The organism is Spiroplasma endosymbiont of Lonchoptera lutea (assembly GCF_964019715.1).
Taxonomy (GTDB): Bacteria; Bacillota_I; Bacilli_A; order Mycoplasmatales; family Nriv7; genus Nriv7.
Map to the genome: position 1 here is coordinate 1,059,514 of NZ_OZ026463.1, position 16,460 is coordinate 1,075,973.

Annotated in this window: 19 protein-coding genes and 1 pseudogene; 15 read left to right on the top strand and 5 right to left on the bottom strand. The window is 26.3% G+C overall.

What is annotated here, in order from left to right; all coding sequences use genetic code 4:
• The first annotated feature begins 151 nt into the window (after positions 1 to 151).
• Positions 152 to 1,936 carry a ribonuclease J gene (locus AACK97_RS06025; RefSeq protein ID WP_338967351.1) on the top strand — a complete coding sequence of 595 codons (1,785 nt, stop codon included), beginning with the start codon at positions 152 to 154 and terminating at the stop codon, positions 1,934 to 1,936.
• A 90-nt stretch (positions 1,937 to 2,026) separates the two neighbouring features.
• Positions 2,027 to 2,971, top strand: a complete 945-nt coding sequence (locus AACK97_RS06030) for an IS30 family transposase (RefSeq protein WP_338967353.1) — start codon at positions 2,027 to 2,029, stop codon at positions 2,969 to 2,971.
• Between the two features lie 99 nt (positions 2,972 to 3,070).
• Here AACK97_RS06030 and AACK97_RS06035 read toward each other — a convergent pair whose 3' ends face one another.
• The 5 genes and pseudogenes from AACK97_RS06035 to AACK97_RS06055 form a co-directional block, all read right to left on the bottom strand.
• Positions 3,071 to 4,627, bottom strand: coding sequence for a hypothetical protein (locus AACK97_RS06035; RefSeq protein WP_338967355.1), 1,557 nt, complete (start codon positions 4,625 to 4,627; stop codon positions 3,071 to 3,073).
• A gap of 160 nt (positions 4,628 to 4,787) precedes the next feature.
• Positions 4,788 to 5,477: a hypothetical protein gene (locus AACK97_RS06040; protein ID WP_338967356.1), complete on the bottom strand. Its 690-nt coding sequence runs from the start codon at positions 5,475 to 5,477 to the stop codon at positions 4,788 to 4,790.
• Between the two features lie 6 nt (positions 5,478 to 5,483).
• The gene (locus AACK97_RS06045) at positions 5,484 to 6,389 is read right to left on the bottom strand and encodes a bifunctional 5,10-methylenetetrahydrofolate dehydrogenase/5,10-methenyltetrahydrofolate cyclohydrolase (RefSeq protein ID WP_338967357.1); all 906 of its coding nucleotides are present in this window, start codon (positions 6,387 to 6,389) and stop codon (positions 5,484 to 5,486) included.
• Between the two features lie 11 nt (positions 6,390 to 6,400).
• Positions 6,401 to 8,152 carry a TrkH family potassium uptake protein gene (locus tag AACK97_RS06050; protein ID WP_338967358.1) on the bottom strand — a complete coding sequence of 584 codons (1,752 nt, stop codon included), beginning with the start codon at positions 8,150 to 8,152 and terminating at the stop codon, positions 6,401 to 6,403.
• A 100-nt stretch (positions 8,153 to 8,252) separates the two neighbouring features.
• A pseudogene (locus AACK97_RS06055) lies at positions 8,253 to 8,735 on the bottom strand (IS30 family transposase); the annotation flags it as partial.
• A 507-nt stretch (positions 8,736 to 9,242) separates the two neighbouring features.
• Here AACK97_RS06055 and AACK97_RS06060 point away from each other — a divergent pair.
• The 13 genes from AACK97_RS06060 (at position 9,243) to AACK97_RS06120 (ending at position 16,459) form a co-directional block, all read left to right on the top strand.
• Positions 9,243 to 9,569 carry a hypothetical protein gene (locus AACK97_RS06060; protein ID WP_338967359.1) on the top strand — a complete coding sequence of 109 codons (327 nt, stop codon included), beginning with the start codon at positions 9,243 to 9,245 and terminating at the stop codon, positions 9,567 to 9,569.
• Positions 9,570 to 9,571: 2 nt separating this feature from the next.
• On the top strand, positions 9,572 to 9,793 hold the full coding sequence (locus tag AACK97_RS06065; RefSeq protein ID WP_338967361.1) for a hypothetical protein: 222 nt from the start codon (positions 9,572 to 9,574) through the stop codon (positions 9,791 to 9,793).
• 164 nt (positions 9,794 to 9,957) lie between these two features.
• A complete protein-coding gene (locus AACK97_RS06070) occupies positions 9,958 to 10,188 on the top strand; it encodes a hypothetical protein (protein WP_338967363.1) in 231 nt (76 codons plus the stop codon).
• A gap of 165 nt (positions 10,189 to 10,353) precedes the next feature.
• Positions 10,354 to 10,599, top strand: coding sequence for a hypothetical protein (locus AACK97_RS06075; protein WP_338967366.1), 246 nt, complete (start codon positions 10,354 to 10,356; stop codon positions 10,597 to 10,599).
• Between the two features lie 24 nt (positions 10,600 to 10,623).
• On the top strand, positions 10,624 to 11,610 hold the full coding sequence (locus AACK97_RS06080; protein ID WP_338967367.1) for a hypothetical protein: 987 nt from the start codon (positions 10,624 to 10,626) through the stop codon (positions 11,608 to 11,610).
• Between the two features lie 3 nt (positions 11,611 to 11,613).
• A complete protein-coding gene (locus AACK97_RS06085; RefSeq protein ID WP_338967368.1) occupies positions 11,614 to 11,898 on the top strand; it encodes a hypothetical protein in 285 nt (94 codons plus the stop codon).
• Between the two features lie 2 nt (positions 11,899 to 11,900).
• A complete protein-coding gene (locus tag AACK97_RS06090) occupies positions 11,901 to 12,149 on the top strand; it encodes a hypothetical protein (protein WP_215826579.1) in 249 nt (82 codons plus the stop codon).
• A gap of 22 nt (positions 12,150 to 12,171) precedes the next feature.
• Positions 12,172 to 12,564 carry a hypothetical protein gene (locus AACK97_RS06095; RefSeq protein ID WP_338967370.1) on the top strand — a complete coding sequence of 131 codons (393 nt, stop codon included), beginning with the start codon at positions 12,172 to 12,174 and terminating at the stop codon, positions 12,562 to 12,564.
• Between the two features lie 234 nt (positions 12,565 to 12,798).
• Positions 12,799 to 13,862 (top strand): IS3 family transposase gene (locus AACK97_RS06100; protein ID WP_338967372.1). Its coding sequence is split into 2 segments (ribosomal slippage): positions 12,799 to 12,994 and positions 12,994 to 13,862, totalling 1,065 coding nucleotides; the frame shifts between segments, so codons are not numbered across the junction.
• Between the two features lie 189 nt (positions 13,863 to 14,051).
• On the top strand, positions 14,052 to 14,531 hold the full coding sequence (locus tag AACK97_RS06105; RefSeq protein ID WP_338967374.1) for a hypothetical protein: 480 nt from the start codon (positions 14,052 to 14,054) through the stop codon (positions 14,529 to 14,531).
• The gene (locus AACK97_RS06110) at positions 14,477 to 15,925 is read left to right on the top strand and encodes a hypothetical protein (protein ID WP_338967375.1); all 1,449 of its coding nucleotides are present in this window, start codon (positions 14,477 to 14,479) and stop codon (positions 15,923 to 15,925) included. Before AACK97_RS06105 ends, AACK97_RS06110 begins: the two co-directional genes overlap by 55 nt.
• A gap of 45 nt (positions 15,926 to 15,970) precedes the next feature.
• Positions 15,971 to 16,147 carry a hypothetical protein gene (locus AACK97_RS06115; RefSeq protein WP_338967378.1) on the top strand — a complete coding sequence of 59 codons (177 nt, stop codon included), beginning with the start codon at positions 15,971 to 15,973 and terminating at the stop codon, positions 16,145 to 16,147.
• Positions 16,148 to 16,183: 36 nt separating this feature from the next.
• On the top strand, positions 16,184 to 16,459 hold the full coding sequence (locus AACK97_RS06120; RefSeq protein WP_338967380.1) for a hypothetical protein: 276 nt from the start codon (positions 16,184 to 16,186) through the stop codon (positions 16,457 to 16,459).
• Position 16,460: the final 1 nt, after the last annotated feature.

Sequence of the window (16,460 nt, forward strand, 5' to 3'; positions counted from 1 at the left end):
TAAATATTTCAACTGAGAAATAAATAAACTAAAATTGCCTAAATCTTAAAGGCAACAAAAAATAAAATGTTTACAAAAAAAATTAGCAAAAATGATTTTTTAAGATTTTAAGTAAACCTTTTATTTAATAATGAGTGAGGTGTAAAAATTCATGACAACAAATCAAAAAAAGAAACTAAATAACAAAATTGAAATCTTCAATGAAAATCAAACATCTAACAAAAATAATGAAATTATTATTGATGATATTAGAAATACTAAAGTATTTGCCCTTGGTGGCTTAGAAGAAGTTGGTAAAAATACTTATTGTATTGAACATGATGATGAAATCATCATTATTGACGCTGGTGTTAAATTTCCCGAAGGAATATTATTAGGAATTGATGCTATTATTCCTGACTATACATATTTAAAAGAAAATGCTAAAAAAGTAAAAGCAATATTTATTACTCACGGTCATGAGGACCATATTGGTGGTATTCCTTATCTTTTAAAAGAAATTGATATTCCTTTTATTTATGCGCCAAGACTAGCTGCTGCCTTAATTCGTGAACGATTAAAAGAGTTTAATATTGGTCAAAAAACCAAAATTATTGAAATTGATGGTAGCAATGAAGATCAAAATAAAATGAAGGGTCTGCTAAAAAACTTTCAACTGAAATATTTTGCTGTTAATCATTCAATTCCTGATGCTTTTGGCATTGCTATTAATACTCCTAATGGTAAAGTCGTTACCACTGGTGATTATAAATTTGATTGAACACCATTAGGTCATAAAGCAGATTTAGAAGAAATGGCAAAAATGGGGCAAACGGGTGTTACCTTATTTTTATCAGACTCAACTAATTCTGAAATTGAAGGTTATACAATGACCGAAACAAAAATTATTAAAAATATTAGTGATTACTTTTTAAAAGCTAAAGGACGAATCTTAATTTCTACTTTTGCTTCTAATGTCCACCGCATTCAACAAATTATTGAAGTAGCACAAAAATATAATCGCAAAATTTTAATTTTTGGTCGCAGTTTAGAACGAATTATTAAAATTATTCGTGAAATGGGACATTTAAAGATTTCTGACAAACAATTTATTAAACCTCAAGAAACTAATCAATATCATAAAGATGAAATTTTAATTATTTGTACAGGTTCCCAAGGAGAACCAATGGCAGCACTTTCACGGATTTCAACTGGAACTCATAAAGCAATTTCTATTATTCCTGGTGATACCGTTATCTTTTCTTCTAGTCCTATCCCCGGAAATCAAGCTAGTGTTGAAATGGTTGTTAACCGCTTATCACGGTTAGGGGCTAATGTCTTAGAAAACTCCTCATTTAATTCTTTACATACATCAGGACACGCTTCACAAGAAGAACAAAAACTAATGCTAACCTTAATTAAACCAACATACTTTATGCCAATGCACGGTGATTATCGCATGTTAAAAGCACACGGACAAACTGCAGAAAGCGTTGGCGTTGCTAAAGAAAATATCTTTATTTGTGCCAATGGTGACCAAATTAATCTTTACAAAGGTAAAGCTATTCTTGGAAAAAGAATTGAAGCTAGTGCAATTTATGTTGACGGTAAAGATACTTCTGGTTTAACAACAAAAATAACTCGTGATCGCCAAATTCTTGCTAATGATGGTTTAATTGCTGTTGTTGTTTCCATTAATAGTCAGACTAATGAATTACTATGTAATCCAACAATTATCTCTCGTGGCTCATTTTATGTTAAAGATTCCAGTGCTCTTATTGCAGAATCAATTAACATTGTAACAAAGGCAATTAAAAAGGTATTAGCTAGTAACCATCCTACTTTTGGAGCAATCAAAAAAGAAATTAAAGAAACCCTAAGTCCTTATATTTCAAAAATAAAACGAAGAAATCCTTTAATAATTCCTGTAATTTTAAACGCTGAATTATACTTGTAAGTGCAAGTAAATAAAATTGCAAAAGATTTCATATAAAAATTTCATGATGCTAAGTTTATTTTAGAAAAAGTAAATTTAAGGAGTTTTTATATGGGATACAAACATCTTGGCATAGATGAAAGAATTTATATTAAGAATCAATTGAAATTTAAAGTAAAAATTACTGAAATAGCTAAAAATCTTAATCGAAGTATTAGTACTATTAATCGAGAAGTTAATAGAAATAAAGATAATAATCATTATTTTTCATTAATTGCACAAAATAAAGCAGAAAATAGAAAACAATTACATGTTTATTTTCATAAATTTAAAAATAGAAAATTAGTAAAATATGTACAACAAAAATTATTATTAGGTTGATCGCCTGAACAAATTTATGGCAGAATTAAAAATTTTCATCAAGAATGAATTATTAGTTTTAAAACAATTTACAATTGAATTTATTCTGGATTACTTGAAAAGGTTACTAGTAAAAATTTAAGAAGAAAAGGTAAGAAACGAAAATCTCAAGAAAATCGGGGTAAATTTAATGGTAAATCCATTAAAGAACGAAATGTTAATAATCGCATAACTCTTGGCCATTGAGAAGGTGATACTGTAGTATCATCACGAGGTAAAAGTAAATCATGTTTAATAACTTTAGTTGAAAGAACATCAAGATTTACTTTAGCAATATTAGTTGAAAATAGAACTACTAAAGTTATTAACAAAAATATTAGTCATTATTTATCAATTCTTCCAAATAATCTTGTTAAGACTATAACATTTGATAGGGGTAAAGAATTTGCTAATTGACAACAACTTGAAAAAAATTTAAATGTGAAAATTTATTTTGCTGATGCATATTCACCTTGACAAAGAGGTACTAATGAAAATACTAATGGTTTAATTAGAGAAAAATTTCCTAAAAAATTTAATTTTTCAAACACTACTAAAAATGCAGTTCATAAATTTATATTGTCTTTAAACCAAAGACCAAGAAAAATACTAAATTATCTTTCGCCAATCGAATATTTGGTTAGAAAAATAATTTAGTTGCACTTAACTTTACAATTTGGCAAACAAAAAATAAAAAAATTTACTTAAGGTTTACTTAAGTAAATTTTTTTATATTATATTATTATTGTCTCTACATTAACTCTCTAAACCATATCAAAAAATACCATCTTTGATAATATTTAAAGTAAAAAAACCAACTTCTAATTGAGCAGAAGCATTACTTAACCCCGAATGTCCTCGATAAGCACCCTGTGTTTTCTTTGGATTCCATTGAACCAATATTTTAGTTTCATCAGTCAAAGGCTTAAAGACAGAACTTGAAAAGCGACTTTCTAGCAATAATTTTTTATTATACTCTTCAATTGTATCTTGAAAAATCTTATGCATTTTTTTACTTGTATTAAAAATCTTATTGCCTTCACCACCATTAGTTAAGTTCACATATTTTTTTCATACAGATGGAGGAACTATCAGATATACAGAATCGTTATGAGAACCTCGAAATTTATTCTTTTCAGAAAAAACTTTTGAAAAATAATACACCAAAACTTCACTAATATTCAATAATTGTGTCTCAAATGATGCTTTAGAAACTTTAATCTTATTATCTTTTAATTCAATTCTCTGCAATGGTAATTCAAAATAAGTAGCATTTCAAAAAGTAAAATCAAAACTTCCCAATAAAATTTCTCTATTATCCAGTGCGCTAACAAAATCAGAATTATGTTTCTGAAATTCTCTATCTTTAGTAATAAAATCACTTATTTTAGTATTCATTTCTACACCATTAGAAATTTTCAAAAATTCCAAATATTCCTTAGAACTTGTTGTTGAATTTAAAGAATTTATTAATAGATTTCTTTTTAAACCCGTATTAGAAATACTTAATTTTTCTTCATTATCACTATTAATTTGGTTTAAGATTTGCTTTTTTATATTTGTTTCACTTAAAGCTTGAAAATTTATTTTTTCTAAATCAAAGGTAACATTCTCTTTAATATGTTTTTGTACTAACGCCGTTAACTCAGTAATCCTATTCGTAAAAGCTCTTTCATCCTGTGTTAAATAAATATCAAGATAAATATTATGTGTGGCTTGACCTTGCTTTAAAGCCAAATCAAGTTCAATTGATAATTGTAGTTTATAAACATAATGCTCATTATTATCTTCAGATTGACTATTTAAACTATTTGATTTCTTATTTTTTAAATCGCCAAGAACTCTAATCATTTGGTCAAAAGATACTTTTGTTACTATAAATCTAGACTTATCTTTACTAAAACTTGTCGGAGTGTTTATATTTGCAAAATAAATCATTTTTTCTTTAAGTTTCCTGTTAATAGAACTAATTAAATCATTTTGCAATATTCGCAAAATCTGTTCACTAATTTGCTCATTATTTTCTAAATACACAGCGAAATTTTCAACTTGTGCTTTATTAACTAATGGATTCATAGTACTTTTAATTTGGGAATCATTTAACCCTAAACTATTAGCAGTATAAATTTTTTCTTGATGTTTATTCATTACTTCTTCATCAATTAAATTTTTGGCCTGAACAAGGGGATTTACTATAGCATTTTCTTCAGAACTTTCAGATATATCATCATTATTTTTACTGCAAGCAACTACACTTAAAACAGGAATAGCAGTTAACAACATTGTAATCAAATTTTTTAAGATATTTCTCATCTTACCACCTTTCTACTCTTTTATTAATTTATAATATTCTCTAATTCTATATATTATATTCTTAATTATATTTTATTTTCATTTTATTTCAATATTTATCATATTAGAAATTAATTCCTTCTTAAAGAAAATCCCTTCTTTTTTTAAGAAGGGACTTTCTTTAAAATGTAAATATAAACAATGAATCACTACCCACAATTATAGTTTTTATAAGAGTAATTTTTCTAATGCGTTCATATTCTTGCTCATTTAAATAATCTTCTGCTAACAGTAAAATATCTTTTCGCATTAACTCATAAAAATAAACTCATAAAGTTCATCCTAAAATTAGCACCACTAAACTAGTATATCCAATCGTACTACTAATTAAATTAAGATTTGTAATACTAATTAAATCTTGTGAATAAAACTGCAAAAATAAAATTATCATTCCAAAATAACATAATAATGCAAAAATAAACATAAAATTTGCTAGATGAATAAAAAATACATACCTTTTACCATTTTGTTTTCATTTTATTTTTGCAACATAAGTTAAACAATTATAAATATGAAAAATACTATCGTTATAATAATCACTAGTTTTAATATTAACTTCTTGTTTATAATATTTAACATTAAAATAACGCATCGTTACTTTAGTTATTTTAATTTTAAAATGATATTTTTCTTGACGAAAAATAGCTTCTAAATATTCACCACCATCACGATTTTTACTATTACCTTTTTTAATAAAAGAAAATATCAATCACAATAAAGATAAAATCATATAAGCAACAAAAATAATCCCTAATAAAAAACTAATAAGAATAAATAAAGCTTGATTAACAATTTCTAAATGATTTCACATAAATTACTACTCCACAATTAAACTTTTATTATTCATATTAACAACATTCAAATTTTTCTTATTCATATTAATAACATACAAGTCATAAACATTAGTTACTAACATTGCAATTGTCATTGGCCCAATACCACCAGGAACTGGAGTAATATAACTAACTTTTTCTTTAACCGTATCAAACTTAATATCACCACAAATCCGATTTGTTTCCAAATCACGAACAATAGCCACATCAACTACAATCGCATTAGCTTTAACCATTGTTTCATCAATTAAATTAGCAACACCAACAGCACTAATAACAATATCACTACCAATCGTATGCTTTTTTAAATCAACAGTATTTTCATTACATAATGTAACTGTTGCCCCTAAATGATGCAACATAATAGCCAAAGGTTTACCAACAAGATTACTTGTCCCCACCATTGTAACCGTTTTTTTAAAAACATCAATATTATATGCTTCTAACAGTTTAATTACTCCTAATGGGGTACAAGGAGCAATCGTTTTTAACCCTTGAAATAACTTACCTGCATTAATATAATGTAAACCATCAGCATCTTTACGAGCATTAATATGATCTAAAATCCGATTTTTATTAAGATGTTTAGGTAATGGTAACTGCACCAAAATCGCATCAACCGTATCATCATTATTTACTTTATTAATTACGGTTAATAAATCCTGCTCACTAACATTTTCATTAAAAGTTTTTAAACTAACTTGAATTTCTAACTTTTCACAAACTTTTATTTTGTGATTAACATATACTTTTGATGCTTCTTCTGTTCCCACCAAAAATACTACTAAATGCGGTTTTCGTAAATTTTTTTCTAAATAATTACTAATATTGTTTTTCAAATTATTTTGAATCTCATTAGCAATCGCTTTTCCATCCATTATAACTGCCATTATATTTTCTCCTAACCAATAGGCACATCTTGTTCTAAATATGCAAATCGTTCAATTTCATTTTTTCTTGCTGCTAATAATAAAGTATTTGATACTCCTAATTGACCAATAAACATTAAACTAATTAAAAATAATTTACTGATAACACCATAATCAGAAAAACTTAGGCCAAAATCAGGAATCATTGTTAAACCTGCCGTTCCAAATGCCGATGAAGATATAAACAAAGCCTCAACAATCGGCACCTGCACATTTTCGCTAATAATAATTAAAGACGCCAAAAAGACAATTAAAATTGCCATAATAAAAACTGCTGTTGCGCGTTTTGCTGTCTCATTAGGAACTTTAGCTTTAAACATATTAATATTATTTTTTCGTGTCGCACTAGCAATAATACTCACCATAACTAATGCTAGCGTTGTCGTCCTAATTCCACCACCAGTAGAACTAGGTGACGCTCCAATTCACATCAAAATCAAAAAAATAAACTTTGAGGGCGATTTAAAATAACTAATATCAATCGTACTATATCCAGCACTTCTTGTTGAAAAAGTATTAAAAATAATCGCCATTAAAGTTTCAGCATTAGTATTAGTAACATTTCTAATACCACCATTAATAAAAGTATTACTAAGCTTTGTTGGCACAAAATATTCAACCAAAATTACTGCTAAAATACCAATAAAAGAAATTGAAAAATAGTATATCACACTTATTTTAGTAAATAATGAAAAATTAACTTTAATACCACGATAACGCGCCACTGACTTTTGCTTTAAATCATAAAAAACAGGATAACCAATACCACCAATAATCAGTTGAACTAAAAAAACTACTTGAACAAAATATTGTGTCCGATAGGGACTTAAAGAATTAGGACCAATAATATCAAAACCAGCATTATTAGTAGCTGAAACCGAATGAAAAATCCCTGATCAAAAACTACTACCAAAATTTCGATAAGTAACATTAAAATTCTTAGTAATTAATTGTTGCAAATAATCATTATCAATTATTTGTAAAAACCCTACAACATTATTATTATATTTATTAGTAACACCATTAATAATTCGTGCTAATTCATTAGGAAATTCCTTGCCCGCAGTAACAAAATTTTCTCAATCAGAAACCTTAGTAATTAACATTTCTTTAAATTTATCTGGCGTGTTAAACGATTTTCCTAATAGTTCAATAATTGAATTAATTGATTGTGATTTTAAAGAATCTAAATAATCAATCGGTGTAAAATAAAAATAAAAAAATAACATCACGCCACCAGTAATTTCCACAATTGCTAAAACATAAAAAGCATTTTTAATTAACTGGACAGTACCCCCAAGTTTAGTATTACCTCTTTCTGATTGCAAAAGCATTCTTTCTTCAATACTAATATTTTTTCCAATTACAATAAACAAAATAATCTTTAAAGTCATAATTCCAATACCACCAATTTGAATTAGCAACAATAAAACAATTTGACCAAAAAAAGTTAAGTCTTTAGCTGGCGATATTAAACTTAATCCAGTATCAGAAAATGCACTTGAAGCAGTAAACAATGCTGTTAAAAAATCTCATTGATAAGTCTTACTAACAGCTCAAGGCGTCATTAATAAAATTGTTCCCACCAAAACAGCATATAAATAATTTCGCAAAATTTTCTTATTAACAGTATTACCAATAAAAATATTTTTAAAAACTTGACCAAGTTTTTTAAATCAAGTAAGATATTTTTTATTATTAGAAAATTTATCAATATCTTTCATTCTGACCCTCGCGATGCCGATTACTTGTTTATTACCCAATTATACTATACTTAGATTATTATTTTAAGACCTGAATTGTAAATATAAATGGGACAGTTTTTTAAAATAATTGTATTAAATCTATTGGTCTTTTATAAGATAATGATTTTCTGGGTGTAGAATTAATTTGAAATGCTATAGAATTTAAGTCTTTTTGTTTATATGAAGATAAATCAGTAGATTTTGGTAAATATCTTCTTAAAATACCATTATTGTTCTCATTTAAACCTCTTTGACAAGGTTTGCCGGCATCTGCAAAATAAATTTTAACATTACAATTTTTTTCAATTAATTTTCATTTACTAAATTCTTTACCACGATCAAAAGTAATAGTTTTAATTGTTCCTGGTATTAATTTTGAAATAAATTTTATTATACTTTGTGTAATACTTTCTGCTTTATGATTTTTAGTTTTCAAAGGAATTGTGGTTTTTGATCATATATCAGCTAAAGTAATAATAGAACTTTTATGATCTTTACCAACGATAGTATCTCCCTCTAAATGGCCAAATTCTTGTATATTTTTAATATTTGGAATGAGGACGCATAAAGTTTTGTTAGGTATGAAAAGATTTGAATAAGTATTAAGACAGTCAGCAATGATTGTCTTTTTATTTTATAAGGTGTTAAAAATTTGTTCTTTGAAAATTAAATACAAGTGAATTAATAATGTTGGTATGTATTAAAGCACGATAAATTGTGGGTGGTCGCCATAACCAAAAGAAGTTTTACCAGTTGATAGATAACATCCTATTAGCTATAGCAATTTGTTTCATTTTGCAATAAAAAAATGAATGGGTGGATTTCCTAAAAATATACACGCTATTAAATTAGTTCCAAGGGTAGGATGCGGATGTTAAAGTGTAGAAATTTCTATATAGGGGTATACTAAGTTTAAAATTATTAAAATCTTTATCTAATTAAAAAAACAAAATTTACTAACAAAGCTTGTTAAACACTTAAATCTGCGATATATAAGTGTTTAAAAAACTTAGTCAACTAACTTAGTTAATGTAACTTAGTTTATAACAAATAAGAAAGGTAATTTATTATGAAAAACATTGAAAACATTTTCTTAAATACTAAAAAATATCTCTTAAAAGAAACACAAAACGCAATGTTTATTAAAGCACCTAAAATTCCATGATTTAATGAACAAATCGGCATTTGGTTTCCAAAGCGATTTGTTTATAAAGGAAAATATGAAAATTCGATTTGTATTGGAATAATAAAAGATAGTAAATATCAAGTAATTTCAATTAATCAACAAGAGCAAGAAACCAAGTTAATTAAAGGACAAGAATTATTAGGCTTCTTCATTGCCGAAAAAGAAAACAACAAAAAAGATATAAATTATAACTATTTTAAAGGAGCTTAAAAATGAATATTGCAATTGGACTAATATTTATTATTATCAGCATTATGCTGTCAGCATATTTTGCTTATAAAATTTATGCCAAAATAAAAATTAGAATTAAATATAAAAATGCCATTAAAAATAATACTGGTAATTTCACAAAAGACGAAAAAGTGTTTATTGCTCGCTTTGAAGAATGAGTTAAAACCCCTAATTCAAAAGAAAATAATGCGGATAAAAAATAATGTTTTGAGAAATTATTATGGAATTTTTAAAACTGTTTGTTCCGATAGAAAAAATGCCTGCACAAGTTGCGTTTATTGCCGGATTAATTATTATCATTACTTTTCTTTTCGCATTAATTTCAATTATATATTTACCAATAAAAATGATTTTTGGGAGATAAAAAATGACAATAAACTTAAAAGAATTTGATTGAGAACAAATCAAACAAACTTTCTGAGATTTATTTATTCAAATTACAACTATTCCGGCTCATATTAGTGGTGGTAAAGAAATTGATTTAACTCAAGAAACACTTTGACTTTTAATAGCAAACATTGCTTTTTGATTCTTAACAGCGATTATGGTGTGATTTATTTTAATGCTACTTTGAAAAACCATATCAGTATTTAGATAGGGAAAAAATTAATGTCAAGAAGTTACATCGTGATGCATTCTCGAAGAAAATCAAAATTAATTAGGAAAAAATGCAATCGTGTTAAGGTTAATCGTGGTTTTAACAAATTTAAGAAAAACTTTTAATATAAATGATGAATGTTTTAAAAAGAAAGGGGGTGATTATATGATTGGAACTTTATTGGCAGATGCACCAGCAACAGTAGAAAAAATAACAGCCAGTGACGCAATGACTAAATTATGAAATGCGATCATAACAGCGTTTACTAAAATATGAGAAATTATTGCTGTTAATATGCCACAAGTCGGTAACTTCTTTGCTGACTACTGAATATTCATTTTTCCATTTATTTTGGCAATATTCTTTATTTGCTTTAAAATGTTTGAAAAATTACTTGGAGCAGTACGCTAACAAAAAAATAAAGTGAGGTGCAAGATGAAATTTTGCAAATGAATAATAGAAAAAAATAACCATTTTATTGAATTAAATCGCATCTCATTTTTAATTTTATGACATTGAGGAGCAATTTGATATATTTACAACGGTTATTTTAAAAACATTGTAAGCTATTTATTTTTAGCAGGTTGTATTTTAATTTTTCTTTTTAAAATCGGTAATTTAACACAAATTAACAAAGTTATTAACTTCTTAAAAAACTCACCATTAAATATTGTTATTGGTTCATTAGGAACTGGAAAAACCGCTTTTCTAGTATACGCATCAAAATTACTAAAAAAGAAAAAATATCATATCGCATCAACATTTCCATTACTAGAAACTCAAAAATTAAGTTTAGGGCATATGGGATTATTAGACTTTGATTATCCGGTATTGCCAGACAAAACCTTACTTTTGTGAGATGAAACCAATTTATTTTTAGAAGGAACTGACTGAGAAAAAAATAATACCAAAAACGAAGAAACCGGTATCCAAGAATATTTCGCTCTGGCACGGCATTTTGGTCATATTGTGCTTGCTAGCGGTCAAAGAGATAAACATATTTGAGTTAAAGTTCGTGATATTGCCAATAATGTGATTGTGGGAATTCGTAAAAAACCCGTTAATATTTTTCGTCCCTACTTAAAAGTCATCTATGGCACCTTTACTAGCATTGAAGAATATGAACGCTGAAGAAACACCTTAATTGATGCTAAAAATAGTAAAAGGGGTCGTCGCATTAAATATCGTGATATTCCTGAACTTGATATTTATTTTTTTAAACTAAAAATTCCTTTACCAATACTTAACACTTACAATTCTTTTTACCTAGCATTTTTAAGAGATTACTTAAATTCAAAAGTAAATCCTGATTATGAAGATAAATACTATACTGATACGGCAATTGATTTAGAAGACTTAGAATACTTAAAAATGGATAAATTTAGCAAATTTTTAAGAAAAATGAAAGAAAAGGAACAATAAAAAATGGAAAATCTCGCAAAAATGGCCGACTTTCTTGCCCAAATGCTTTATAAAGTTTTTGATTTAATTTGAAGTCTTGAAGTGCCGGGAACAAAAATTCAACTAATATTTCCCTTGTTCTTAACGCTGGCTGTAGAATTTCTTATGGCAATTATTCTTGGATTTGGTATTCAACAAGTTAATTTAGAAAAACAACGCCAATATGCGGTTAAAAATAAAGGGCGGTTAAGTGCGTGAGGAAAAGCTAAAAAACAAATAAAACCAATAAAAACAAAACAAGGTAACTAACAATGTTTAAACTAATTATTATTTTTATCTTAATAACTGTTCTTGGGTTATTAGCTGGTAGTCATTTTGAAACTTTAACGAACTATATTAGCGAAGGGCTTGCCAATTTCCAAAAGTTTATTACGAGCAATTTAACAATTTTAGAACTATTTAAACCAATGGCACGAACATTTTCGCAACATCCAATCTTTACTATTCTTGGTGTTACTTGTGTACTTATTGCCTTATTTATTGTGATTAAAGGACGATAAAAAATATGAAAGAAGAATTAAAATGAAAAAACTTTTAGTAAAATTATTTAAAAAAGATAATTCAAAAGAAAAAACACCGTTAAAATTAAGAATTAAAAATTCTTTTAAAAAACAGTGGTTAAAAATAGTGTTAAGTATCATTTTTATCTTTATAAGCTTATTAATTTGTGCATTAACAGCAATCGATACTAAATGAATAACTGGAACAAGTGACGAATTTAATAATTTTATGAATGAAGAAATGGTTAAATTCTTTGGCAAGTTCAATAGTGGTATTATGCTGGCAGGAATATTTGTTTTTTGATGAGGCGCAGCAATATACTTTGCAATTAAATTTGAAAAATTAATCCGCTTTATTATTCAAAAAATTAAAGCAAAAAGAGCCTTGAAAAATGAAATCAAACAAACTCATTAATTTTTTAAAAAAATATTGATGAATAATACTTAATTACATTATATTCATATCTTTAAGTATAGTTTTATTATTACATACAGATATTGAAAATTTGCAACAATTTATTAAAAATTTTGGATAGGCTACAATAAGTTGGACCATAATTATATAGACTTCAAAATTATTAAGAAAGAAGGAATATAAAAATGGGAAATAAAACCTCATACTCTGAAGAATTTAAAAAACAAATTTGTAATGCTATACAAAAATGACAAAAGTGTTATTAATTTAGGGAAAGAATATAATTTACCAAAACCAACTATTTATAGTTGAATTAAAAATTATAATAATTCTGAGTCATTTAAAGCAAAAGATAATCGCACTGTCGAAGAAAATGAATTAATTTACTTGCGAAAAGAAAACCAACAATTACGAATGGAAAATGACATTTTAAAGCAAGCAGCACTGATAATCGGGAAAAAATAACAATAATTAATAACAACAAAAATAAATATTCAGTGAGGAAAATATGTAAGATTTTAGGTTTACTAAAATCAACATATTATTATCAAACTAATAAATGCACCAAGTTTGATGTTAATAATTATGAACAAGAAGTTATCAGTGCATTTAATAAAAGTCGCAAGATTTATGGTGCTCGTAAAATTAAAGCTGTTTTAATAAGAAAAAATATCATTTTATCACGACGAAAAATCCGATTCATTATGATCAAAAATAATTTGGTTTCTAAATACACCAAGTTAAAATATTGTAATCATAAAAAAACAGTTAATAATGACGAAATTAATAATGTTTTAAATCGTCAATTTAATGACAAAAAACCAAATGAAGTTGTTGTTAGTGATTTAACATATGTTCAAGTTGGCACTAAATGACATTATATTTGTTTATTAATTGACTTGTTTAATCGCGAAGTAATTGGCTATAGTGCTGGACCAAATAAAACTGCTGAATTAGTTCAACAAGCTTTTCACAAGATAACACGACCATTAAATAAAATAACTTTATTTCATACTGATCGTGGTAATGAGTTTAAAAATAAAATTATTGATGAAATTTTAATAACCTTTAAAATTAAAAGATCATTAAGCTCCAAAGGATGCCCATATGATAATGCTGTTGCTGAAGCAACTTACAAAACCTTTAAAACCGAATTTATTAACGGTAAAAAATTTGCAAACTTAACACAACTAAAATGCGAACTATTTGATTTTGTTAATTGATATAACAATATTCGAATTCATGGCAGTTTAAATTATTTAACTCCCGTTGAATTTAGAAAATACCAGTCTACATAAAAAGTGTCCTAAAAAGGGTTGCCAATCCATTTTGGAGCAATTGGTAAGTTAATGATTATAGGTTATTCATTAGTATGAGTAACCATAACAGAAATAGTAAACTGCTTAATTCGTTTTATATTAAAAAAGATTAAAGCTAAAAGAATAATGAAAAATAAAATATTTTAAAAAGGAGTGATAAAAATGTTTATGAAAATATTTACCGTGTTAATTATTAGTTTCAATAACATTTTTACCATTCCACAAAACATTAATAATGACAAATCAACAGCACAATCACTAATTAGAAGTAAAAGGCAAAATAATGAATCATACGAATTAAACTTAAAAAAATCAAAATTAACACTTAAATCATCAAAAGATGACAACAGCAAGTGAAATCAAAAATGAGAAATAAAAGTTAATGTAGAAAATGAATTTATGCCCAAAAACTTGCCTCCACGAACGAAACTTAATGATTGAGAATTTTATGTTGACAAAAATGACAAGATTACACTGCCAATATTAAAATCATTAGAATATGATTTAAATTGAGAAAAAAACAGTGAACCAAGATATTGAGAAAATAAAGATTTTTTATCATATCAAAATAAAAAATTAAAAAACATAAAAAAATGAAAGTACAAGAATGAGATAAAAATGAAAGATATGCCAAATGAAAAATATTAGAATTTAACGCACAATCAGAAATTAAACCCTCGACTGATATTGATTTACCAGAAAAAACCACCAAATTTGATGGCAACCATAACTATAACGATGTTGTTGATAATCTTGATTACTTAATGATTCACCGTGGTGATTTTGATAAATTTAATTACTCGTATCTCTATTGAACGCCCATATTTAATTTCATTGACACCCTAGAAAAAGGTTATTACAAAGAATTTACGATTAAAAATCACGGCTTTAAAGAGGAGAGTTATTTTTATCATAAAACTTCTAGTGATAAAAATGTAGTAAATGAAAATGTTTTGAAAATTAAGGCATTTAACAAAACTCTAATTGCTGGAAATAAGTATTTACAATTGCTACACGGTGAAAATGAAATCTGAAAATATGGCACTACGAATTCTAACGATTATTACCTAATTAAATATCTTTTTGGTACCTTAAATTACCTCAATGTTAGATTTAGTTTTCTACGCTATGACCCCGATTTAAAAAATGATATTTACCTTTATTTTAAAAACAACATTCCTAGTATTAACAATAGCGATTACAAAAATGTTTTTAACGAAATCTATGAAATTCTTGGCAATTTCTTTGCTAGTTTATTTTATGCGACTTTTGATATGGACGAAAAAACTCATACCGAAATTGATTTTAAGGGTGTAGAAAACTATAAGAAGGATTACTTTATTCAAATCGGTTTCTTTTATCGTTCATTAATTACCTTTTATCCCAAAAAATACTTAGTAAATATTATAGGAAACTCAGAATTATTACTAAGAAGTTATTTCTTTACTTTTGACAAAAAAATGCACCAAGATAATTACAATGCTATTAACAACACCAATGGCATTTATCAAATTAATTTTAATGTCCTTAAATCTTATGATAATAAACTCATTGCCTTGCCAACCAACAAAACCGCTAACAGTATTAATTATCTAAATACCGATATTGATATTCGTTATGGTATTAACATTTTTACCTTAACTTTTCCACTTTATCACAAAGAGAATATCTCCAACTACAATTTTAAAATTTATGACTTTAATGTATTAAATTCAACAGCCTTTATCCCTGATGGCTCAAATAACAGTGAATGAGACGATTTAATTCCACCAGCAAATTGCAAATATTCTGGACGATGAATACCAACCTTTAATGATATTGGTTGTGCCATTCAAAATGCTAGTATCAAAATGATAAACTGAATACTCACAGCTTCACAAATCATCACGATTTTGCGACCGTTAGCAATTATTGCAAAAGCAACAGTTAACTTTTCAACCGCCATTTTTCCAGTTTTTAAAACGGTACCAGCTTTTTACTATACCTTTCAATTTTTAATCGGTTTTGCCATTTTTCTAATGATATTAAGAATTTTTGTATAATTATATATATATATATTGAAAAAACAAAATGAAGGAGTTAAATTTATGAAAATTTTAAATATAATAGCTCTTTTGGGGCTGACAACATTGCCAATAGTTGGGTGTTCTAAAAAAGAAAATAAACCAATATTACAAATTAAGAATGAGTCATACGAATTAAACTTAAAAAAATCAAAATTAACACTTAAATCATCAAAAGATGACAACAGCAAGTGAAATTAAAAATGAGAAATAAAAGTTAATGTAGAAAATGAATTTATGCCCAAAAACTTGCCTCCGCGAATGAAACTTAATGATTGAGAATTTTATGTTGATAAAAATGACAAGATTACACTACCAATATTAAAATCATTAGAATATGATTTAAATTGAGAAAAAAACAGTGAACCAAGATATTGAGAAAATAAAGATTTTTTATCATATCAAAATAAAAAATTAAAAAACATAAAAATGAAAATACAAGAATGAGATAAAAATGAAAGATATGCCAAATGAAAAATATTAGAATTTAAAACTGAATTTAAAAATAATTAAA